The 20,721-nt window shown below is 47.9% G+C and carries 24 protein-coding genes; 16 read left to right on the top strand and 8 right to left on the bottom strand.

From position 1 onward, the window contains the following. Positions 1–397 (bottom strand): ISAzo13-like element transposase-related protein (locus Mcas_RS17740; RefSeq protein ID WP_040335555.1); only part of this gene is annotated, 397 nt, incomplete at its 3' end. Between the two features lie 142 nt (positions 398–539). Here Mcas_RS17740 and Mcas_RS16900 point away from each other — a divergent pair. From Mcas_RS16900 to Mcas_RS18240, 8 genes are all read left to right on the top strand, one after another. Continuing rightward, positions 540–1,955: an NlpC/P60 family protein gene (locus tag Mcas_RS16900; protein WP_052567293.1), complete on the top strand. Its 1,416-nt coding sequence runs from the start codon at positions 540–542 to the stop codon at positions 1,953–1,955. Between the two features lie 242 nt (positions 1,956–2,197). Beyond that, a complete protein-coding gene (locus Mcas_RS17735; protein WP_162176316.1) occupies positions 2,198–2,371 on the top strand; it encodes a peptidoglycan-binding domain-containing protein in 174 nt (57 codons plus the stop codon). Positions 2,372–2,671: 300 nt separating this feature from the next. Further along, on the top strand, positions 2,672–2,872 hold the full coding sequence (locus Mcas_RS11570) for a heavy-metal-associated domain-containing protein (RefSeq protein ID WP_040335695.1): 201 nt from the start codon (positions 2,672–2,674) through the stop codon (positions 2,870–2,872). Then, positions 2,869–3,312: a D-aminoacyl-tRNA deacylase gene (dtd, locus tag Mcas_RS11565; RefSeq protein WP_040335694.1), complete on the top strand. Its 444-nt coding sequence runs from the start codon at positions 2,869–2,871 to the stop codon at positions 3,310–3,312. The genes Mcas_RS11570 and dtd overlap by 4 nt, the downstream gene beginning before the upstream one ends. A 44-nt stretch (positions 3,313–3,356) precedes the next feature. Next, positions 3,357–4,271 carry an ROK family protein gene (locus Mcas_RS11560; protein ID WP_040335693.1) on the top strand — a complete coding sequence of 305 codons (915 nt, stop codon included), beginning with the start codon at positions 3,357–3,359 and terminating at the stop codon, positions 4,269–4,271. A 150-nt stretch (positions 4,272–4,421) separates the two neighbouring features. Next, positions 4,422–4,901: a DUF29 domain-containing protein gene (locus tag Mcas_RS11555; RefSeq protein ID WP_052567291.1), complete on the top strand. Its 480-nt coding sequence runs from the start codon at positions 4,422–4,424 to the stop codon at positions 4,899–4,901. 383 nt (positions 4,902–5,284) lie between these two features. Beyond that, positions 5,285–5,887: an Lcl C-terminal domain-containing protein gene (locus Mcas_RS16895; protein ID WP_052567289.1), complete on the top strand. Its 603-nt coding sequence runs from the start codon at positions 5,285–5,287 to the stop codon at positions 5,885–5,887. After that, positions 5,847–7,367 carry an Lcl domain-containing protein gene (locus Mcas_RS18240; RefSeq protein WP_156033336.1) on the top strand — a complete coding sequence of 507 codons (1,521 nt, stop codon included), beginning with the start codon at positions 5,847–5,849 and terminating at the stop codon, positions 7,365–7,367. Before Mcas_RS16895 ends, Mcas_RS18240 begins: the two co-directional genes overlap by 41 nt. Before the next feature lie 436 nt (positions 7,368–7,803). Here the strand turns inward: Mcas_RS18240 and tal are convergent, their stop codons facing one another. Further along, the gene (gene tal, locus Mcas_RS11535; protein WP_040335690.1) at positions 7,804–8,907 is read right to left on the bottom strand and encodes a transaldolase; all 1,104 of its coding nucleotides are present in this window, start codon (positions 8,905–8,907) and stop codon (positions 7,804–7,806) included. Positions 8,908–9,057: 150 nt separating this feature from the next. Here tal and Mcas_RS11530 point away from each other — a divergent pair, with 150 nt between their 5' ends. The 6 genes from Mcas_RS11530 (at position 9,058) to Mcas_RS11500 (ending at position 14,555) form a co-directional block, all read left to right on the top strand. After that, a complete protein-coding gene (locus Mcas_RS11530) occupies positions 9,058–9,498 on the top strand; it encodes a hypothetical protein (protein WP_040335689.1) in 441 nt (146 codons plus the stop codon). A 170-nt stretch (positions 9,499–9,668) separates the two neighbouring features. Further along, a complete protein-coding gene (locus Mcas_RS11525; RefSeq protein ID WP_040335688.1) occupies positions 9,669–10,013 on the top strand; it encodes a hypothetical protein in 345 nt (114 codons plus the stop codon). 16 nt (positions 10,014–10,029) lie between these two features. Next, on the top strand, positions 10,030–11,355 hold the full coding sequence (locus tag Mcas_RS11520) for an amidohydrolase (RefSeq protein WP_040335687.1): 1,326 nt from the start codon (positions 10,030–10,032) through the stop codon (positions 11,353–11,355). Positions 11,356–11,612: 257 nt separating this feature from the next. Further along, complete coding sequence (gene radA, locus Mcas_RS11510; RefSeq protein WP_040335685.1) at positions 11,613–12,989, top strand: DNA repair protein RadA; 1,377 nt, start codon at positions 11,613–11,615, stop codon at positions 12,987–12,989. Next, complete coding sequence (locus tag Mcas_RS11505; protein WP_156033335.1) at positions 12,958–13,593, top strand: hypothetical protein; 636 nt, start codon at positions 12,958–12,960, stop codon at positions 13,591–13,593. The genes radA and Mcas_RS11505 overlap by 32 nt, the downstream gene beginning before the upstream one ends. A gap of 38 nt (positions 13,594–13,631) precedes the next feature. Then, positions 13,632–14,555: a glycosyltransferase family 2 protein gene (locus Mcas_RS11500; protein WP_040335683.1), complete on the top strand. Its 924-nt coding sequence runs from the start codon at positions 13,632–13,634 to the stop codon at positions 14,553–14,555. Between the two features lie 200 nt (positions 14,556–14,755). On the opposite strand, the gene Mcas_RS11495 is transcribed toward Mcas_RS11500, so the two are convergent. Next, positions 14,756–15,019, bottom strand: a complete 264-nt coding sequence (locus Mcas_RS11495; protein ID WP_040335682.1) for a DUF2442 domain-containing protein — start codon at positions 15,017–15,019, stop codon at positions 14,756–14,758. A gap of 10 nt (positions 15,020–15,029) precedes the next feature. After that, a complete protein-coding gene (locus Mcas_RS19005; RefSeq protein WP_268749002.1) occupies positions 15,030–15,272 on the bottom strand; it encodes a DUF4160 domain-containing protein in 243 nt (80 codons plus the stop codon). A 252-nt stretch (positions 15,273–15,524) separates the two neighbouring features. On the opposite strand from Mcas_RS19005, the gene Mcas_RS16890 reads away from it, so the two are divergent. Further along, positions 15,525–16,442, top strand: coding sequence for an Lcl domain-containing protein (locus Mcas_RS16890; RefSeq protein ID WP_052567286.1), 918 nt, complete (start codon positions 15,525–15,527; stop codon positions 16,440–16,442). Positions 16,443–16,543: 101 nt separating this feature from the next. Here the strand turns inward: Mcas_RS16890 and Mcas_RS11485 are convergent, their stop codons facing one another. From Mcas_RS11485 to Mcas_RS11470, 4 genes are all read right to left on the bottom strand, one after another. Further along, the gene (locus Mcas_RS11485) at positions 16,544–18,061 is read right to left on the bottom strand and encodes a 4Fe-4S binding protein (protein ID WP_040335681.1); all 1,518 of its coding nucleotides are present in this window, start codon (positions 18,059–18,061) and stop codon (positions 16,544–16,546) included. Between the two features lie 64 nt (positions 18,062–18,125). Continuing rightward, positions 18,126–18,389: a type II toxin-antitoxin system RelE family toxin gene (locus Mcas_RS19270; protein ID WP_040335680.1), complete on the bottom strand. Its 264-nt coding sequence runs from the start codon at positions 18,387–18,389 to the stop codon at positions 18,126–18,128. Continuing rightward, on the bottom strand, positions 18,367–18,570 hold the full coding sequence (locus Mcas_RS11475) for a hypothetical protein (protein ID WP_040335679.1): 204 nt from the start codon (positions 18,568–18,570) through the stop codon (positions 18,367–18,369). Before Mcas_RS11475 ends, Mcas_RS19270 begins: the two co-directional genes overlap by 23 nt. A 111-nt stretch (positions 18,571–18,681) precedes the next feature. After that, entirely contained in the window at positions 18,682–19,677 is a 996-nt protein-coding gene (locus Mcas_RS11470) for a DUF362 domain-containing protein (RefSeq protein WP_052567284.1), read from the bottom strand. Positions 19,678–20,249: 572 nt separating this feature from the next. Here Mcas_RS11470 and Mcas_RS11465 point away from each other — a divergent pair. Continuing rightward, a complete protein-coding gene (locus Mcas_RS11465; RefSeq protein ID WP_040335678.1) occupies positions 20,250–20,720 on the top strand; it encodes a DNA-processing protein DprA in 471 nt (156 codons plus the stop codon). Position 20,721 lies beyond the last annotated feature (1 nt).

The raw sequence follows: 20,721 nt of genomic DNA, 5'->3' as shown, positions 1-20,721 counted from the left end.
CAACTTTTTGTCTACCAATCACATGTCCTTGGTTTTGAAGAGCAACAGCAAGATTACGAACACTCTTACAGGTCCACCGTAATGGAGACTCAGGGTCTCCTCGGGTAACCGGATCTACCAACCCCTCAATATCTACAAGCACGGATGGGTCTGTTTCAACAACCGGCTTGCGTCCACCTCCAGGTAAACGTATCTTCTTTTTCCCTTTTGAAGGTTTTTCCTTTGATTCAGCAATACGTCTAATTCCTTCATATATCGTTGTCCGCGAAAGACCAGTAGATCTGGAAACTGAAGTAACTCCTCCTCGTCCCAATGCCTCGGCTTCCACTGCAGCCCACATTCGTCTGCCTTGTTCGTCTAAAACATCTTTGAGTACTTCAAATTTTCTTTGTATCATAAGTTCGGTATCGCTTTGCACTTTTTGATCATAACATATTTAGACACCATTTGTACAAGTTATTTGTGGACAAATCCTTAGTATGCTGATATTTAACTGTTAGAAAAATAAAGTGTTTTAATAAACAAAAAAGGAGGACATTATGGTTTCCAAGCTTCCTAAGTCTGTGACTGGGCATGGGACTTTTATTTACAATGCAGAACACACTATTGCAAAGTATGGTGGTCCTGAAGAAGTTGCTAAGTCATTGAAAAGGCTTGATATGCAGCATGCCTGGATACGTATCCACGGATACATGCCTATTCATGACATAGAACCTACGAAATCACTTGTAAATGCTATTAAGGATTATGGTATTGAGGTTGCGGGTTGGGGATGGTGTCAGGGTGAAAACATAACGCGTGAATATAAAATAGCTCTTGATAGCCTTGAAAGGTTTGGTTTATCAGACTATATTGCCGATATTGAACAGAAAGTAAATGGTGCATCCTGGACGAATGATGAAATTGTCTTATTTCTTAGCAAAGTACGTGAATCGTTGAGTCCTGAAAGTGCAATAGGTGTCTCTAGCCACGGCTTTATACATTGGCATGAACCTGAGTTAATGAAAGTTGCAGATTCATTAGTTGATTTCTTTGCTCCTCAGGTATATTGGTTTAGATTCCCATCGAAAAAGATACTACATGCTGCCGGACTTTTAGAATCTGAATATCCATTAGACAATCCAGATTCTTATGTACGTCTGTGTATTAATAGTTGGAAGAGGTATGTAAGTAAGCCAATTGTCATAACTTGTCAAGCATATTGGGGTGAAGGAGGATATACCCAACAGACTTCTGAGGTAAAAGTAAAGGAGTTTTTAAGGAACTTTAAGATTTACGATTCAATTGTAGGTCTTAACTGGTGGCATTTTGGCGGTAAAGGTCAGAGTGCTATGAGCTCTTCGATGATTAATGCTATTGAAGAGAAAAAAATAAATAATTTATTTAACAAACAACAAAGGAGTTCTTTAGCTATGAAAACAAACATAGAGCTTTTAAATTTAGTTAAATCACAGGAAGGGGATATTTATAAGTTTGGTGTAGAAGTATCACTATCTGATTCCAATCCGTCAGCTTTTGACTGTGCCGAATTAGTTGAATGGGCTTGTGCTCGTTTAAAAATAGAGCCTACCATGCCAGACGGCTCATGGATTCAAGCAAAGCATTGTAAGGATCATGGAAAACTTATAGATGTTCAACAAGCATATACAATACCTGGGGCTTTGTTGTTTAAATTCTCATCAAATCCGTTTGAAGGTGATAGGCCTAGACATTCTCATGTAGCAATTAGTTTAGGTAATGGTAAAACATTCGAAGCTCGAGGAGAGGACTATGGTGTAGGAACTTTTGATTCTGCTGAAAGTAGAGGCTGGACACACGCAGCTCGTATCCCTGGTATCACGTATTCCGAAGAAACCTTTTATGTTGTAGAAGTACCAGAACCGGTAAATGAAGAGTACTCAATAAACATAACTCTTCCGCTTTTATCTTATTATAGCGGATGTTCTGGGTTTTGACTGTAAAAAATCGTGTAACCCCTTGACACTAAACGATTATTCAAAATTGATAGTGTCTACATTTTAAAATTCTTTGCTATATTAATAAGTTATCATGAAATGTATTATACCATGCCTCACTAATAAAATCAAGTTTTAGTGTCTACGTGTTTACACATTTTCTTTTATAAAACCTTATATTTAAAGGAAGTAAGCCTTTTTTTGCGCAGAACATCCGTTATAGAAAAAGTAAAGGGCATGATGTGAAAATATTACAGGGACTTCTGCATGCTCGTGGTTATGCCGGTATAGTTGGTGAAGTTGATGGAGATTTTGGTGTAAACACTGAAAAGGGAGTTAAAGCCTTCCAAAGACGTGTTCTTATTTTGGACAATGGTATTGTTAATATGGAAACTTGGAAAAAACTTTTTGATTAAAAAAAGTGGCTCTTTCTTAAAAGGTATCCCCCTCCCTCATTCCTTCCCACAAGGGGAGGGAGGTCTGTGTCATTTCAGTATAAATCCTTAAATCTGTGTAATCCTGGTTCAGACAATCCCCGTCTTTGCTTAAATATGACATTTGACCCTATAATGCTTAACCTTGCTATCATCACAGAAATATTTACAGTAACCCCACTTTTATTATGCTACTGTGTTATGGCATAATTATAAACCTTATCTTGCAAGGTTGTTGACCGGGTTATATTGCAGGAACAAATAAAAGGAGGACGTACACGTATGTCACAGGTTACGTTGGAGATTGACGGTATGAGTTGCAACCACTGTGTTGCACGAGTCCGAAAGGCGATAGAGTCGCTGCCTGGCGTGTTATCATCCGAGGTCGGGATAGGATGCGCTACGGTGGATGTGGACGATACAAGGCTCTTGAGCGATATGTTAGTGCAGGCCATTGAGGGAGCCGGGTACAAGGTAAAATGAGGGCGCTCATACAACGTGTCAGTGGTGCGTCCATCCGTGTTGACGGGGTGCCGGGTGCATCCATGTCAGGGGGGCTTGTCCTGTTGCTGTGTGTTGAGCGCGGGGATACTGACTCTAACCTGGAGTACGTGCTAAGGAAGGTCATCAGCCTGAGGGTCTTTGATGACGCCGATGGCAGGATGAACCTTTCGCTGCGGGACGTTGGCGGCTCTTTGCTTGTGATATCGCAGTTTACGCTTGCCTCTGACTGTCGTAAGGGCAATCGGCCATCCTTTGACATGGCGGCCCCACCGGAGGCGGCCAACGCATTGTATGAGCGGTTTATAGAGCGGGTGCAACAGGAGGGGGTACAGACCTTTAGCGGCGTCTTTGGCGCCCATATGCAGGTGACTCTTACAAATGACGGCCCGGTGACCTTTATGATAGAGTCCAGGGGATAGAGACGTCATTAGTTAGCATAAAGCAAAAATAAGGAAGATTTATCATGAATAAACCATACTCTATAGGAGTAGACCTTGGAGGTACAAACCTCCGTGTGGCATTGGTGGCAAGGGATGGCAGGATCGTTGAAAGGATAAAGGTGCCAACCTGCAAGGAAATCATCAATAACCTGATCGATTCTATCGGGAGGCTTTTTTCGGACGACGTACATGGTATCGGATTGGCCATAGCCGGTGTCATCGACGTGGATAACAAGAGTATAACATCCTGTCCCAACCTCAGGTTGCTCGAAGACATACGGATAGTTGAACTTATCGGGAGCAGGTTTAAGGTGCCTGTGTTTCTGGAAAACGATGCCTACGTGGCAACACTTGGGGAGTCTGTTGCCGGAGTGGGCAGGCAGTTTGACAGTTTTGTGTTATTGACGCTTGGCACGGGTATAGGCGGTGGAGTTATATACAACCGGTCACCGCTGAAGATAGCCTCCGAGCTTGGTCACGTCATCGTGGAGACGGGCGGGCGGAGGTGCGGATGCGGCAGTTCCGGGTGTCTGGAGGCATACGCATCTGCCAGGGCCATGGTCGAGCTTGCCACGGAGGGGATCAATGACGGCAGGGATTCGCTGATGAGCAGACATATCACAGGAGGCGACAGGAGCATCCAGCCTGCAGACATCTACCGGTATGCCCTGGAGGGGGATGACTTTGCCACAGAAATATTAAAGATGGCGGGACGTTATCTTGGCAGCGGCATTGCCGGATTTATTAACATCTTCAGTCCCAATGCGGTAATTCTCACGGGAGGTCTTACGGGGGCATGGGATATCTACGTGCAGGAGGCCATAAGGGTTGCGTCGGAAAACTCCTTCAGGGAGTTATACGCAAAGACGCAGATAGTGCGTTCATTCCTGGACGATGACGCCGGATTAATAGGGGCAGCCTGCCTGGCATTCGGGTAACTGTGCAATAATCAGGCGCTGTCGTGTTACTGTCTCGTTGAGACATGGATGACGTTGTAGACATTGTATGGGGGTCTCTATGGTTGTTAAGGTTCAATTTTTTCTCCGCCCCCTTGACAGATGCCTCAGAGGTAATGCTACTATACCTATATGGAGACGATATCTACGGAGACCTTAACGCATAAAGACACGCTCACGGCGGATTCTCTCTACGAGGTTGATTTGTATCAATGGGCGTTTCATAATACCGATCTGTTGCGGCAGGGCAGATTCGCGGAGATAGACCTTGAAAATATAATAGAGGAGCTGGAAGGCATGGCCAGGAGTTACAAGAGAGAGCTATTGAACCGATTAACGGTGCTAATAATGCATCTGCTAAAATGGCAGTACCAACCAAAACGGCGTAGTAGGAGTTGGCGTGAAACAATAAATAATCAAAGAAGAGAGATTAAATTTTTACTCGAGGACAGCCCAAGTCTAAAATATAATATAGAAGTCGTTATTGCTAAAGGATTTATAGAAGCTAAACGCACATTTGAAAATGAAACAGGAATTAGCGCCAGGGAATTACCTGAGACCTGCTTATACACATTTGAACAACTAATGGATTATGATTTCTGGGCTGAATAGTCCTTTGGGGAAAATGTATGAACTTGAGGCAGGGAGTATAGAGAGGCCAAAGAGCTTGGCACCCTTATTGCACTCACTCACTCACTCACTCACTCACTCACTCACTCACTCACTCACTCACTCACTTAAATGAGCGGACTAATAGTTTAATAACTTATTTTACCATAACCAACCTTTCAGCCTTTGTCTTTCTGTCTTTCTTACCGCAATCCATAGAAGGTGAATATCGCGTGACTGTCGCTTACGGTTATCTATTGCTCAATGCGCACCCTACGGTCGTTAAGCTCGATCTCAGCCGTTTAACGCAATCAACCAATAGAATAAGCAGGCCGGTTTTACCGGTCGTACAGGGGAAAAAACAAGACGTAATTTGAGGAGGATGTATGTTTGGGAGAAGTAATAACCGAAGAGAGAGAAGGTATTTCCAGTCGTACAGAAGGTCGGGCGTAGGACTACTGCTTACCTTGGCGCTGGTTGCCGTGATCGGGGCCGCCTACGCCGGAACAGTCAGTCTGCCACAGACGGGGCAGACAACGAGCTACGACGCCAACACCCCACAACGGGACGACGGCGCAATCAGGGCGGGTGTGGCTTGGCCGAATCCGCGGTTTACCGACAACAGCGACGGGACAGTTACCGACAACCTCACGGGGCTGATGTGGACCAAGGATGCCAGCCTTCCTGGCCCTCGCTACTGGCAAGGTGCTCTAGACTACGTCGCGTCAATGAACAGCGGGGCTGGCACGTATGGTTACACCGACTGGCGGTTACCGAACATATATGAGTTGGAGAGTCTCGTCAACGCGGGACAGGCTAATCCGGCGACGTGGCTGATTTCGCAGGGCTTTACCAATATGCAGTCTGACTTCTACTGGTCGGCGACTACCGTTGATTGCCCATGGACGGTTACTGACACATCCGAAGCATGGGGCGTTAACATGACTGATGGAGGTGTATACACCGGAGTTAAGTCTGGTACCCCCTAACTATGTATGGATGGTTCGTTCAATATCGGCTGCTACCATAAGTCTACCTCAAACTGGCCAGACTACAACCTACGCTGTAGGTGATGATGGTGCGTTACAAAAAGGTGTACCTTGGCCTAACCCAAGGTTTACAGACAACGGCAATACTACCATAACAGATAATCTTACGGGGCTTATATGGCCCAAAGATGCCGGTACACCAACAGTGAGCAGTTGCACTGGCGGGATTAAAATATGGCAAGAGGCTCTGGATTATGTTAATTGTCTTAATACGTCTAATTACCTTGGTTACAGCGATTGGAAATTGCCAAACAGAAAAGAGGTGTTTAGCCTACTTAATCGTTCAATCGATCCGTTCATTAATGTTCAGAATAGCAACTATTGGTCCTCCACAACCTACGCTTACAGTACGTCTGTAGCGTGGGTTAGCTGGAGTTTTGGTAATATTGCCACCTACGTTGGCGCTAAGTCCAACGGCTACTATGTTTGGCCCGTGCGCACCGGACCTGTTGGTACTTTGCTAAATCTGGCCGTTTCAAAAACCGGAACAGGCTCGGGTACTGTGACGAGTGCGTCTTCAGAGATCAACTGCGGTTCAACGTGCACCTTTCCATATCCTACAGGCGCATCCGTGACCCTGACCGCAGCGGCGGATTCAGATTCGACCTTCACCGGCTGGAGCGTGGACTGCACGGGGACGGGTTCAACCTGCACGCTGACGATGTCGGCGGCAAAGAACGTCACAGCGACGTTTGCCACACCAACTCCGACTCCCACGCCGACACCCACACCAACACCAACGCCTACTCCAACACCGACGCCTACGCTGCCCCCGACTCCCACACCAACGCCTACTCCCACACCAACAGCAACCCCAACACCGACGCCTACGTCTACTACGACACCAACGCCAACAGCAACCCCAACTCCCACTCCCGCACCAACCCCAGTGGTTGTCACTGACGACAAAGGTCAACCCATCACCATCAGCGTTGCAACCACAGCGACTCTGTCCAGCATCAACGCTACCACAACCCCCGACGTAAATGGACTAAAACTGAGCACAGGCAATAGCGGACGCTTACCGATAGGCACGATTACCTTCACCCTGACAAACGTGCAACCCAACGTTGATACCCAAATCACCTTCTACATGCCTCAGACGATAAACGTAAACCGTGTCTTTAAGTACGGGCCTACCGCTACAAATGCCACCCCACATTGGTATGACTTCAATTGCAACAAGAGCGTGAGCAACAAACCCTGCGGTGAGGTTAATGTTGTGCAAGGCCAGAAGATCGTTATCCTTCACCTGACCGACGGTGCCTTAGGCGATAACGACTTGACGGTCAATGGGACTATTACAGACCCCGTGGCGCTTGTCCAGGATGTAGCGACAGTGCCGACGCTCAACGAGTACGGGACGATCATCCTTATGGCGCTTTCAAGCCTTGTCTTGATGCGTAAGTTAAGACGTTAAAAAATGATTTTTCTCAAAGTGAGTGGGGACATAAGGTGTTCCTCTCACTTTATGAGGGGGGAGAGAGGGTGGAGAGGTGCTTTTAAACTGAAAACAAAATTAGCCCTGCAACTTTTGACCTTTAAGTGTAGTGTCCTGCTATTGTTATTACTTAATGATTTTACCCTACAACGACATAACATAAGAGGGTGCATAAATTTTTGGTGGCGTCAGGCTGCCTTCTTCAAATGGCTGACTATCTTGCTCCATTGTTCTGACAGATATAATACAATTAGGGAGATAACAGAAAGAACCCTCCCCTAACCCATCCCATAAAGGGAGGGTGATTTGTGCTGGTATCTTTGACATATTTTAATTTCCCTCCACTTGTGGGAGGGAATACAAGGGAGGGGTCTCCTAAAACATTTGTGAGGGCTAAAAAAACCGCCACCATCTTTTATCCTCGTTTGGCCTGTATCAGGTCCAGGAGGCTGTTGAAGGATTCTATGAATAGCCTCACGCCGTCTTGTTCAAGTTTCAGGGTTACGGCGTTGATGTCTATGTTGAAGTTATCGAGGGCATCCAATAGTATTTGGGTCTCTTCGAGGTCTTGGTCGATGGTTCTTTTGGCTATGCCGCCGGCTCTGAATGCCTTGACAGTCTCATCCGGCATGGTGTTGACCGTGTGAGGGCCAATGAGGTTATTGACATAGAGGCAGTTGTTGTATGCGGGGTTTTTGGTGCTGGTGCTGGCCCACAACAGGCGCTGTATCTTACCGCCGCGCTCCTTGAGTTTGATAAATCGCTCCGACGAAAACAACGTTACCATCGTCTGGTATGCCACCTTTGCATTGGCCACGGCAGCCTTGCCCATGAAGTCATCTACCTCCGTGATATCGGTGCGATCTTTAAGCATGGCGTCTACGACGGTGTCCAGACGACTGACAAAGAAGCTCGCCACCGATGCAATCGATGCAATGGATTGCTTGTTCTGCACTCGCTCGGATAGTCCCTCAAGGTAGGCGTTGACGACCTCCTCGTACCGGGTTACCGAAAAGAGCAGTGTGGCGTTGACGTTGTAGCCCTCTGCCGTCAATTGCCTGATTGCGGGTAGCCCCTCCGTGGTGGCCGGCACCTTTATCATCACGTTGGGTCTGCCGATTGACTTAAACAGCTCCCGTGCCTCGGCAACAGTTGCCTCCGTGTTGTAGGCAAAGTTGGGGTCTACCTCGATGCTGACAAAGCCGTCCCTGCCCTCGGTCTTTTCATAGACCCCCATCAGGAGGTCTGCCGCCTCGGTGATATCCCGTAGCTCAAGGGCGTAGAAAACATCCTTGGCCGTCCTGCTCCGGTTGGAAAACGTCTCCTGCATGAGCGCATCGTAGTCGTTACTGTCTTTGATGGACTTATAGAAGATGCTTGGATTTGATGTAATCCCACGGAGGTCATCCTCGTCTATCATACGCTTGAGTTGGCCTGAGTTTATGAGTCCTCTGCTTATGTTGTCAAACCAAAAGCTCTGTCCGAGCCTGCTGAGTTCGGTTAGTGGATTTGAAGCCATTAAATCCCCCTTCTTAATATGTATATTATAATAGTGGGCGCCCAAAAAAATACCCTCTTAATTTTACACTAAACAAGTGCTTTTTTTGCAAGAAAAATTATATAATATCAAATCAATAAGGACACATAAAAAAACTATGGAGGTAACTGAATGAACCAAAAGATGATGGAATCGTTTGATGAACTGATCAAACTATCGACAAAGTTTGTTTCTCAGCAGGGTGGCAAATGGGACCATACTGCGTGGCTTGAGTTCCTGTCTGATATCCAGAAGATGGGTTACAATCTCACCCATGACATGCAGTCATATCTGGGATCGATGCTGGAATCGATGAAGAAGCTCTACAGCACATCCACTTCAACAACCGGATTTGAGAACATCATACTTGGGATCGCCAACAACACCGTCGATTTTATCAAAAAGACCAGTGGCACGTGGGACCACCAGGGCTGGGAGGCGTATCTGAAGGACCTGCAGAAAAAAGGTGTCGAACTATCCGAGGAAACCACCACGTACCTCGGTGGAATCCTTGAAGCTGCCAAGGAACTGTATTTATTTCCTATCCAGCAGGTCAAGGATTTAAAAAAGTAGTCTTAGGGCCTGAAATCTCTGAGCATTAAAGATTTTGGGGATGCCTTGTCTTAAGGGGTGGAGGTTTGATATTGCCTCCACCATCGGTGACCGGTGCCGGGCATGGTCACAAATAGTGCTTAATGCACTCTGCACTAAAAAAAAATTATGACAGAGGGGGTTATATTTCAATGGTTGAAGTAACGTACAAGAAGTTTACCAAAGAAGAGGACGCAATCTATGACAAGGGCATAGAGACCCTCAGGAAGGCGCTTGCCTCCGGTGTTTCGTATCCCGAGGCGTGTGCACTGCTGGATGTCTCAGACGCTGAACTAAAAACGATCATCACCGACGATTTCCTGAAGATATCCATAGCCGAACTGCACTACGGCGGAGGTATGCCTTTAAAAGAAGTAGCACGCAGACTCTCAGTCGCCTACGAACTTATAGTGCAGACACGGGGAATTATGCTCGAAGATATAGAAAACACCGGCCTGAGCGAGTACCACAGGCAGACCTCACAGGGCGAGGCATAAAAGGAGACTGGTGTAGATGATAGATGTTGATTATATAGTACACGGAGACTATCTCCTGACAATGATAAACGACCATGAGCCGATAGTTAATGGCGCCATAGCCGTGATTGATAACAAGATAATAGATGTAGACACGTATGAGCTCATATCGCAACGTTACAGGCCGTCCATGAGGCTTGGTGGTTCCGGTAAAGTGGTGTTTCCCGGGCTTGTAAACACGCACACACATGCGGCGATGGTGTATTTTCGTGGCATGGCCGATGACCTCCCGTTGAAGAACTGGTTGGAGGATTACATATGGCCGGCAGAGGGCAAGTGGCTCAGTGATGAGTTCATCTACGATGCGGTGGAACTTGCCTGTCTTGAAATGCTCCTGGGCGGGACAACGACCTACAACGACATGTATTTCTTTGAGGGCAGTGCGGCACGTGCGGTTAAGGGGATGTCGATGCGTGCAGTGCTTGGGTGTGGGGTGTTGGACTTCCCGTCGGCCTCTGCAAAGGATACGCAGGGGTACCTCGACAACGCAGAGGCATTTATCAAGGACTGGAAAGATGACCCGCTGGTGACACCCTGTATAGCCCCCCATGCCCCCTATACGTGCAGTCCCGATACCTTCATGAAATCCAGAGCTTTGGCACAACGCTACAACGTCCCCATGCACACCCATCTGTCCGAAACCCAGCACGAGGTGCAGGAGGTCATCGCCAGGTATGGCAAGCGTCCCGTTGAACACCTAAACGATATAGGTTTTCTGGATAGTCGTCTGGTGGCAGCGCACTGTGTGTGGTTGTCTGAGGTGGAGATCGAGTTGCTTGCACAAAATCAGGTGGGTGTCTCTCACTGCATCGAAAGCAATCTCAAGCTGTCCAGCGGAGTGGCCCCGGTGGTTGCCATGCTTGAGCGTGGAGTGAGCGTGTCCTTTGGGACGGACAGTGCCGCAAGCAACAACGACCTCGACCTGTTTACGGAGATGTCTATAGCCGCCCGTCTGCACAAGACCATGTGCAACAACCCAACCGTCCTCAACGCCCGTCAGGCCCTGACAATGGCCACACGTCTTGCGGCAGAGCAGTTGGGGTTTGGTGACAGACTCGGATGCCTCAAGCCCGGATATCTGGCAGACGTCGTCATAGCCGACCTGAACAGGCCACATTTGACGCCATTTTATGACATCTACTCGCTGATCGTCTACTCCATGCGCTCGGCAGACGTGGACACGGTGATGATCAATGGCAAGGTGGTTGTCCAAAGCAAAAAGCACACCCTCAAAGACGAAGCCGCCATACTTGATAAGGCCCTGTGGTGGAAAAACAGGATACAGCAAAAACAAGATGCCTGATGAAAAAAAGAAAAATGGTATCCTCTTTATATTTCATGGTGACTATACTTTAAGGCAAGAAAGAAAGGGGCGGCTCCGCCCCCCTGCAGAACCCCCCGCAAGGGGAGGGGCGAGGCGCCCCGGCCGGAAAGAAGTCCCCTTGACCCCATTTTACCATGCTTTTTTAAGAGGATACGAAAAATGAAGCTATTCTGCTATAATAGTAAGGATGCTGTTTATATATGCAAGAAGTGACATAGCGTTGAAGGAGCACTCGGATCAATCCCCCTAAGGACAAGACGGTTTTCCAGTGCCAGTCGTGTGGGCGGCAGTCGCTCAAATGGGTCGGTAAGTGCCCGGACTGCGGCGCCTGGAACAGCTTTGTCGAAGAGCGCCAGGAGAAACCCTCAAAGACTTCCAGGCCGTCCCTGAAATCCACACCAACCTCCATCTCCGACATCGAACTGGCCGACGAAGAGCGCATCTCCACCGGCATCCAGGAGCTAAATCGAGTACTTGGCGGGGGGATCGTTGCCGGCTCACTCATACTCATAGGCGGAGACCCTGGCATTGGAAAGTCAACGTTGGTGCTGCAGTTGCTGGAGGGGGTCTACAAAAACAACTCCTCCGTTGGTGGAGTGGCCCTGTACGTCAGCGCCGAGGAGTCCCTGAAGCAGATAAAGCTCCGGGCAAAGAGGTTGGGGATTGACACGGCTGAAATCCTGATCGTTTCGGAGACGTCCCTTGAGGTGATCTTTGAACACATAAAGAAGATAAAACCCGTAGTGGTCATTATAGATTCTATACAAACGGTGTTTACGCAAGAGCTTAACTCCGTCCCCGGTTCCGTGGGGCAGGTGAGGGAGGCCGCCATGAGGCTGATGCTCTATGCCAAACAGTCATCGGTGCCGGTGTTTATCGTCGGACATGTCACCAAGGAAGGCGCCATCGCCGGTCCACGGACACTGGAGCACATCGTGGATACGGTTATATACTTTGAGGGCGACCGGGGGCATCCGTACAGAATATTGCGGGCGGTTAAGAATCGCTTTGGTTCAACAAACGAAATCGGGGTCTTTGAGATGCGAGAGGGGGGACTTGCCGAGGTTACCAATCCCTCGGAGCTGTTTCTGGCCGAACGACCAATGGGGGTTGCCGGTACAACGGTGATCTCCACGATGGAGGGGACACGGCCATTGCTGGTCGAGCTGCAGGCGCTTGTGACGCAGACAACCTTTGGGGTTGCTCGTCGCACGGGCATTGGCGTGGACATAAACAGGGTCAACCTCTTGGTGGCAGTGCTTGAAAAAATCGGCGGACTACACCTGGGACACATGGACATATTTCTCAACGTGGTTGGCGGACTGCGGATTTCGGAACCTGCCTTTGACCTGGGGATCGTTACCACCATAGCATCGTCATTTCTGGACAGACCCGTAGAGGAGTCCCTCTTTGTCTTTGGCGAGGTTGGTCTCTCCGGTGAAATACGTGCCGTATCGCAGGCAGAATCAAGAATCAAGGAGGGCACCAAAATCGGCTTTAAGCAGGCCATTGTGCCGGAGGCTAACCTCACCAGGCTCAGTATAATCCCACAGATACAACTAAGAGGTGTCAAGAACATAGATGAAGCACTTAAGATTGCCATTAATCGTTAGCCTGACGCTCTTGTCACTATATGCCTGTGCCTGGCTGCCAAAGTTGAAAGGCACAACGACGGTAGACCACAGTCCCAAGGACATTACGCTAAACGAACTCCTTAAACGCCTCTACAATGTCACCAGGATATCGGGCATCGTCGAACTAAATCTCAAGACAAGCAAGCAGACCCTCTCCGGCAATGCTTCTATAGTCCTGGATGATTCCGGCTTTCAGATCAACGTCTACTCGCTGGGGTTTTTAGTCGGAGAGTTTACCCAGAAGGACGGTCACCTCTCCAGCAGTCCCGAAATGGATGACGCCGACAAGGAAATCTTTGCCAAGGTGATTAGGGAAGGGTTGATGTGGTGGAAGTTCAACGATCTGATAACCAGCGACATTGACAACTGGCTCATCCTAAAGACCTATGGACGGATAGTCGTCCTAGACAAGGCCGCACTGGCTCCGGTTAAACAATCCTTATACATCGGCGATGACAGCATCATGCGTATCGTCTACAAGGACACGGTATGGACGGATGGCATAGCGTATCCCTCCAGGATCGATGCAAGCCTCGGAGAAAACTCCCTGAACATCAAGGTCGAGGCCATCCGCTTTGAGTAAAAGGACATGAAGTTTACATGTAACAATAAGGAGCGCATATGGTAGCACAACAATCAACCGTTGGGGAGCCTGTAGTCAGTGTCGTGATGCTGTGCTACAATCGCAGAGAGGACGCCCGCGAGGGCCTTGCACACCTGACCACGCAGTCCTACAAGAACCTTGACATTGTGGTTGTAGACAACTGTTCTTCGGACGGCACCGCAGAGATGGTACAACAGGAATATCCCTGCGTTACACTGATCAGAATGCCCAAAAACGTAGGTGTTGGCGCCTACAATGAGGGTTTCAGGGCCAGCCGTGGCGACTACGTAATCATCATAGACGATGACAGTTTCCCCTCCGAGGGCAGCATCAAGCGGATGGTGGAAAAGTTTCAGGGCGACCCCACCCTTGGCATCGTGGCCTTTGACGTAAGGGACTACGCCCAGTACAACAACGTCTGTGCAGAGGCTACGGTAACAACGGCAGCCATCCCCGCATCAGGCAACGTTGGTGCCTACATTATGTCCTTTAACGGTGCCGGCGCCGGTGTCAGAAAAGAGATACTCGACAAGCTCGGCGGCTATCCTGGTGAGTTCTTCCTGTACGCCAACGAACTTGACCTGGCCTTCAGGGTGTGGGACAGCGGTTACAGGATCGAATCCTTCCCCGACGTGGTAGCATATCACAAGACTTCCGCTGTAAACAGACTCTCAGAGCGGGCACCGTTTTACTACACACGCAACACGTTCTGGCTTACGTGGAAGCACTACCCCTTTGATATGATGCTCAAGGCAAACGTGGCGCTTATATATCACGTGTTCTATCACACAATGGAGCAGTCAACAACGGTCTATCTCAGGGCGTTTGCCGATGCCATCTCCAGGATCGGGAAGATACGAAAAAAACGTAAGCCGGTAAAGCGAGAGATTGCCTCCAAGATACGAGTGCCCCTGCGGCTGCCATTTACTATGTACCGGTAAGGTTGGCATACCAAGTTTGGACCTCGATGCTTCAAGATATATTGGATAACAAGGGTAGAACTCAGATCACATAACAGAAGCACGGCAATAATGCCCTAGTATGACGGCATAAAATGGCATACCCCCCGGCATACACAGTTGATTGTGGTGCTCCCACAGCTTTGTATCCACAAACTACCCGCACGCCGCCATCCTTGTTGTTAGCTGATTGACAGTATATCATCTTTCTTCTCTACTCCTATCTCATACAAAAAATCCGGTGATATGCCTGCTCCATTATCCCAGCATATAGTATCTATATCACTGTTGACACAAACAGTCTTAAAGTAATTAATATCCCTTAAGGGTTCAAATATCTCACCGTCCAGATGTTCCTCTAAATCAACGTATCTTACAATGCCATTGTCAAAGGTAATCATAAGTTTATAATCTGATACATACGCTGCCTTTCTCACAAATTGCATATCAAACCTCCTATCCCAGATGTGATATTGAACGTAATGGCTTTTTAGCCATAGCGAGTTCCCAATTTTCCATAAGCTCCTTCCTGTGTTCAAATGCCCATTCAATAACCAAAGAGGCAATTCTTTTAGGGAGGTACCCCTCAATAAGTTTTAGTTCATCAATGGTGAAGACACCCGTTTGTTGTCCATACTTGGCATGAAAATGCGCCGGATTATGGTCTTTATATAAATCATTATCACGATTCCAAAAAATCTGCTTACCTCTGGCATTTATTTAATATATTATAACACACTTAGACAAAAAAGGAAGAAAAAAACGGTAAAAAACAAGAATGGGGAGGTATCTACCCTCCCGCAAGGGAAGCAGTCTCCTTAACCCCGTAAAGGGCTGGTGACAACTTTGTTGCAAACTTTGTATGTGTTTAGTATAATTGACTACTGTACATAAAGAGTATAAGCCAACAAATGATATGTCCTTGGTTACAATATTGGGGGATGATTAATTATGGGCTATGATGTCTTTATAAGTTATGATAGGAAAGACCGGGCCTTTGCTGATAAACTTGTGGGTAGTTTAGAAGATGGCAGCATTATTAGGTGTTGGATTGACCATCGTGATCTGCCTCCTGGTTCAAATTGGGCTGATGAAATAGTCAGCACTATACAAGAAAATCCTAAGCTGTTGATGGTTGTTCTCCTATCTGCAGATACTTTGAAATCAAGGCAAGTTGAAAGAGAAATTGCCGTGGCAGATGACAACAATGTTCATATAATACCCGTGTTCATTGAATATATTGAACTCGCTGGATCATACGCACTTTATCTGACTGGCAAAACATGGATAAATGCCTTTGAAATTGGTATTGACAATACCGCCGAAAAAGTACGTGTTGCAGTGGAAAAGCCTGATTATAGAGATGAACCAACAAGGGTATCAACACCAAAAAAGCCACCATATTTTACATATCGTCGCATTCTTGCTGTATTGATCGCACTACTTATAACCATATTTATAATATTTACTTGGAAACATTATCTCCAATCCAAAAGATTTGTGGATAACGGTGACCAAACTATAACCGACACGTCAACTGGACGAATGTGGACAAAAGACGCTGACCTTGTAGGTAGGAAGACTTGGCAAGAGGCGTTAGACTATGTTGCCTCGATGAATAAGGGGACAGCTTTTGGCTACACTGATTGGCGGTTGCCTCGTATAGAGGAACTTGAAGGGCTTGGTTACAAAGATTCTTGGCTCAAATCGCAATCCTTTATTAATGTGCAGTATAGCCGCTACTGGTCGTCTACTACCTCCGATAGCAGTACGTCCGACGCGTGGTTCTTCTACATGGGCGCTGGTGCTGGCAGCACCTACAATAAATCCAACTTCAACTATGTATGGCCAGTTCGTGGCGGATATTGATTATTTGGAGTACAGGTAAAAGCCATGCTGGATTTCTTTATGTAAGCGAGTACTACGCTCCAACCCAACCTCAAGCCGCCCTCCTTGTCTTCTCACTTTTCTTAGCCATGGAGCATCATCCTGTTGGTGACTGAGCGGGTTTCGCCGATGGATGTTACCCGTATGGCAGCCTTGTCGCGGACGGGGCATTTGTTTTCGCATATCCCGCACCCTACGCACAGCTTTGTATCCACAAACGGACGCTTGAACACCCGCACGCCGCCATCCCTGAGCTGCACCTCGACCTCCTGAAACCAGATGGCCTTGGGCGAGGTGGGACAGACCTCCTCGCAAACGATACACTCCGTGTTCATGGCCCAGGGTAGACACCTGCCACGATCATAAAATGCGGTACCGATCTTAGTTGGCGGGATGTCGGGTTTCCTGCCGATCTTCCTCTCAACGCTCAGGGGCACTAACGCCCCCGTTGGACACACGTGACTGCACAGGATACAGTTGTGTTCGCAGTAGCCGATCCGGTTGACCAACATCGGCGTCCACAGGCCCTCAAATCCACCTTCCAGTAAGGCCGGCTGGAGCACGTTGGTGGGACATACGCGCATACACTGTCCGCACTTGATACACCGGCGCAGGAAATCAGACTCGGCTATGGCCCCCGGCGGACGTATCACCTCGGGGCTTGCAAGGGTTGAGGCGGTTGCCGAACTCCTCATCACGGGGTAGAGGATGACTGAGGCCGCAGCGGTCTCAATGAGTCTGCGACGGTTGATATCCAGCGGTGCCTGCACGGAGCTGTGGGCGTCGGCCAGACCGTAGTGGAGCGCACCCTCGGGGCAGTCCTCGATGCAGTTGTAACAAAGGTGACACTCGTGGAACTTCAAATAAGCGTGCGGGTCGCAACCCCCGTGGCAGTTACGCGTGCAACGCTGACAGTCGGTACATTTGCTGACGTTGCGGCGGACCTTAAACAACGCCGCAGTTGACAACACCCCCAACAGTGCCCCAAGTGGACAGAGCACTCGACACCACAGGCGTGTAAAGTACCTGTTGGCAAACAGTATAAACAGAAACAAAAGCCCTATAAATATACCGCCTACAAACATGGGTTGCTTTATGTACAGATACCCCGTGAAATAGTTTGAGGCCGGGTATATGGCAACCGCAAATGAACGTGTAATCAGGGCAATGGGGTCAAACAGTCCCACTTGTAGTACTCCCATTAGCGCCAGGATTATTAACGATGCCAGGATGTAGTACTTCAATCTGAATATGTCGTGGTAGGCGTTGATCTTGTAGTCGTCCACCGCCCTGTTTTTGATCAACAGGCGTGCCGACCACTGGTTGAGTATCCCCAGGGGGCAGACCCAGGAACAGAAAAACCTCCCGAAAAAAAGTGTCGGGATGACTATAAACAACGACAGGATAAGCCCCTTGTACACGCCCCATCCCGTCAGAAGTGTCGATAGAGACACCAACGGAGACAGCTCCAGAAACAGCGATGTCTCATATCCCTTGAGGCGTCTGAAGTCGGTCAGCAACAGCAGTAGCACAAAGAGCGTGAAGAAGAACACGGCGTATATCCGTCGTATGTTTGCCAGTGTCAGGTATTTCTTAATCATGCCTCAATCCGTGCTGAGTTCGTAACCATAAAAAGGATTTATCTTTTTGATCCCATTTTCCCGTTCAAAAGACACCCCTCTGATATATTTCACTTCGATGCCCTACAGCATGAATAACGATCATGTTTGTTTCTATCTTGTATATAACCCTCCAATCTCCGACCTTGAACTTAAATTCACCCTTACGTTTACCTGAAAGAGTCTCTGGCGATATATCATCGAAATGCTCACATAACCATAAAACTCTTTTTACAATTCTTTGCGCTACTTGCTTATCAAGTTTTTTGAAATCTTCTATTGACTCTTCAGTCCACCCAAGCTGACGCAAATATCTTCATCACCTCGGCATGTGGGATTATTTTAGATTGCTTATTTAGTCTTCGATCCAATTCCTTCTCAAACTCTTCTCTAAGCTCTAAACCCGCATCTGGATCATCTAAAGATTCGATGTCAGTTTCCTCCATTAGACTTTCTATATCCTCAACGGAAGCATCCTTAACACCAACCATAACATTCATCTCCTTTTCTATCTCTATTTCCCATTATTCTATCACACTATCTTGCTTATAGTCAAGGCTATTGCCATAAGCACATCATCTCCTCACTTGCAGACATGTTCTTTAATCCGTGCTGAGTTCGTGTGTGTTGAGGAGCTTCAGGTCGGTGGTGCCAACGCCTCGCGCCTGTGCAAGGCCCAGAAACGGGACGTCTGCAACATTCAGGTCGAGAAATCTGAGACTGTAGGTATCGATTGCCACCTCGTCAACGCCGGCAATTATGGTATTGGCTATCTCAACGTCGGCGATGCTGCCTCCGGTGGGACCGTTTCGCTTGAGAACACGTGTGGCGTCCATAATCGTTAGCGTGGGTCTGATTGCGTTTGCCAGGTCGGCAATTGAAAGATTGATCTCCTGATGGAGGCGGTTTCTGCTGCCCCCCAGGACACCGTACCAGTTTTTCATGGCTAGCGTACACTTGCTCAACGAGTGGTGCTTGAGCACGGGGATGTTTATCAGCTTGTCCACTTGATGAAAGTACCTGCACACGGGCCAGAGCTTTAGGACTTCTCCCTTGAGGTCGGTCTGGAGGAAGTCATCGCCCGCGGTGAACTTGACCTTACCGCCGGATTTCAACACGGCTGCCTCCACGCCGGAGCGGGCAAAGCTCCTGTATGGGTCGTTGATCGACACGTCCGTCACCCACACCTCCGATGCACGGCCCTGCAGGCACAGAGCCACAACCGCTGCAACAACATCCGGATTGGTGTTTACAGCTAGTTCCGGCTGCCGGTCCCAGCCCACGTTTGGCTTTATCAGCACCCTGTCGCCGGGTTTGATGAACAGCGACAGTCCGCCCAGTTTGTCAAAGGCCGCCTGCACCATCTTGCGGGCGTCCTTACCGTGGGTTATTACCATTGACGGATACAGCACCGAGGGTTCAACCCTGTAGTTCTTAAACGTGTAGGTAGTTTCCTGGCTGCGGCGCATGGGTCTGTCAGAATAGGCAATAGCGCCCAAGGTCCCCACCGTCATGGCAATGGCCCCCGTTACGCCCGCCCTGCTCAGGAACTCACGCCGACTCAGTACCGGCTCTGTCTTGTCGTTTTTCGATGGCATAAAAGACTACGTTTCCCCTCAGCCCCTCCCTCGAATTGTCAATCCTAATGTCATACTATAACCTTATTTTACAATTTAACATATTAACCCTATAAATGGCAATCTCTCAACTTTCGCATTAAAAAAATAGGCATACATTCTTTATCTATAAGGAATTAGATAACAAATATATCTCTATTTGTTGTATAATATTATTACATTAAGAGCCTCTTGCAAATCTCAAATCAAGCAATTATAGTGCCCCCAAAATATCATTTAATATCAGCCACTTACAAAATGAGCTTTTTGCTATATTTTACATAACATGTACTTTTGCAAGAGGCTCTTAAATTAATGCTAATAGAGATATAAAAAATGGGTAGTCCTGCAGAGATAGTGATATTCAATACCCCTCCCTTGATGTCCATTGTGAAGGAAGGGTGTTAAGTTTACGGTTAACCACTACTTCTGCAGGACTACCGTTAATCTTAACCCACTCACTTTACGAAAGAGCCACTATTGTAAATCCAATAGGGAACATGCTATCATCAAGGGTAAAATTGAACTTATAGTATGTATGGTGAACAAGGATTATGATATATTACTCAAAGGGTAACATGGGGTTGTTGAATCTGCATAAGGTGGCATTTCTGTGCTCACGCGATTGCCCCGGGCGTGTTGTTCTGAGGTCTTATGAGTGGGCAATTGAGCAACGGCAAAGAGGGGTGTGTGTGATATCCGGGTTTCACTCGGATATAGAAAAGGATGTCTTGTACTTCCTGCTCAAGGGCAATCAGCCGATAATAATTGCCTTGGCCAAGGGGTTTATGAAGGATGTTGAGCCTCGGTTTAGGCAGCAGATAGACAGGAATCGTCTATTGCTCATCACCCCGTTTGAGGAAACCGTAAAGAGGGTTACGGCTGAAACCGCCGTATTGCGTAATCGCCTGATGCTGGAGCTGGCCGACGAAATAGTGGTGGCATATGCCAGTAAAGGTGGCAAGCTCGACAACCTGGTATCGGAGATCATGGCCTCGGGTAAGATAGTCAGGATGCTGGGGTAGT

The sequence above is a fragment of the Candidatus Magnetobacterium casense genome (genome assembly GCF_000714715.1).
GTDB classification, from domain to species: Bacteria; Nitrospirota; Thermodesulfovibrionia; order Thermodesulfovibrionales; family Magnetobacteriaceae; genus Magnetobacterium; species Magnetobacterium casense.
The sequence above is the reverse complement of the archived record's forward strand: the minus strand, read 5'-3'. Positions and strand labels throughout refer to the sequence as shown.

Excerpts from the sequence above, each read along its gene's own strand:
- Mcas_RS16900 (WP_052567293.1), top strand. The coding sequence starts at position 540 with ATGGTTTCCAAGCTTCCTAAGTCTGTGACTGGGCATGGGACTTTTATT.
- Mcas_RS11570 (WP_040335695.1), top strand. The coding sequence starts at position 2,672 with ATGTCACAGGTTACGTTGGAGATTGACGGTATGAGTTGCAACCACTGT.
- dtd (WP_040335694.1), top strand. The coding sequence starts at position 2,869 with ATGAGGGCGCTCATACAACGTGTCAGTGGTGCGTCCATCCGTGTTGAC.
- Mcas_RS11560 (WP_040335693.1), top strand. The coding sequence starts at position 3,357 with ATGAATAAACCATACTCTATAGGAGTAGACCTTGGAGGTACAAACCTC.
- Mcas_RS11555 (WP_052567291.1), top strand. The coding sequence starts at position 4,422 with ATGGAGACGATATCTACGGAGACCTTAACGCATAAAGACACGCTCACG.
- Mcas_RS16895 (WP_052567289.1), top strand. The coding sequence starts at position 5,285 with ATGTTTGGGAGAAGTAATAACCGAAGAGAGAGAAGGTATTTCCAGTCG.
- Mcas_RS18240 (WP_156033336.1), top strand. The coding sequence starts at position 5,847 with ATGGAGGTGTATACACCGGAGTTAAGTCTGGTACCCCCTAACTATGTA.
- tal (WP_040335690.1), bottom strand. The coding sequence starts at position 8,907 with ATGGCTTCAAATCCACTAACCGAACTCAGCAGGCTCGGACAGAGCTTT.
- Mcas_RS11530 (WP_040335689.1), top strand. The coding sequence starts at position 9,058 with ATGAACCAAAAGATGATGGAATCGTTTGATGAACTGATCAAACTATCG.
- Mcas_RS11525 (WP_040335688.1), top strand. The coding sequence starts at position 9,669 with ATGGTTGAAGTAACGTACAAGAAGTTTACCAAAGAAGAGGACGCAATC.
- Mcas_RS11520 (WP_040335687.1), top strand. The coding sequence starts at position 10,030 with ATGATAGATGTTGATTATATAGTACACGGAGACTATCTCCTGACAATG.
- Mcas_RS11505 (WP_156033335.1), top strand. The coding sequence starts at position 12,958 with ATGAAGCACTTAAGATTGCCATTAATCGTTAGCCTGACGCTCTTGTCA.
- Mcas_RS11500 (WP_040335683.1), top strand. The coding sequence starts at position 13,632 with ATGGTAGCACAACAATCAACCGTTGGGGAGCCTGTAGTCAGTGTCGTG.
- Mcas_RS11495 (WP_040335682.1), bottom strand. The coding sequence starts at position 15,019 with ATGCAATTTGTGAGAAAGGCAGCGTATGTATCAGATTATAAACTTATG.
- Mcas_RS16890 (WP_052567286.1), top strand. The coding sequence starts at position 15,525 with ATGGGCTATGATGTCTTTATAAGTTATGATAGGAAAGACCGGGCCTTT.
- Mcas_RS11485 (WP_040335681.1), bottom strand. The coding sequence starts at position 18,061 with ATGATTAAGAAATACCTGACACTGGCAAACATACGACGGATATACGCC.
- Mcas_RS11475 (WP_040335679.1), bottom strand. The coding sequence starts at position 18,570 with ATGGTTGGTGTTAAGGATGCTTCCGTTGAGGATATAGAAAGTCTAATG.
- Mcas_RS11470 (WP_052567284.1), bottom strand. The coding sequence starts at position 19,677 with ATGCCATCGAAAAACGACAAGACAGAGCCGGTACTGAGTCGGCGTGAG.
- Mcas_RS11465 (WP_040335678.1), top strand. The coding sequence starts at position 20,250 with ATGATATATTACTCAAAGGGTAACATGGGGTTGTTGAATCTGCATAAG.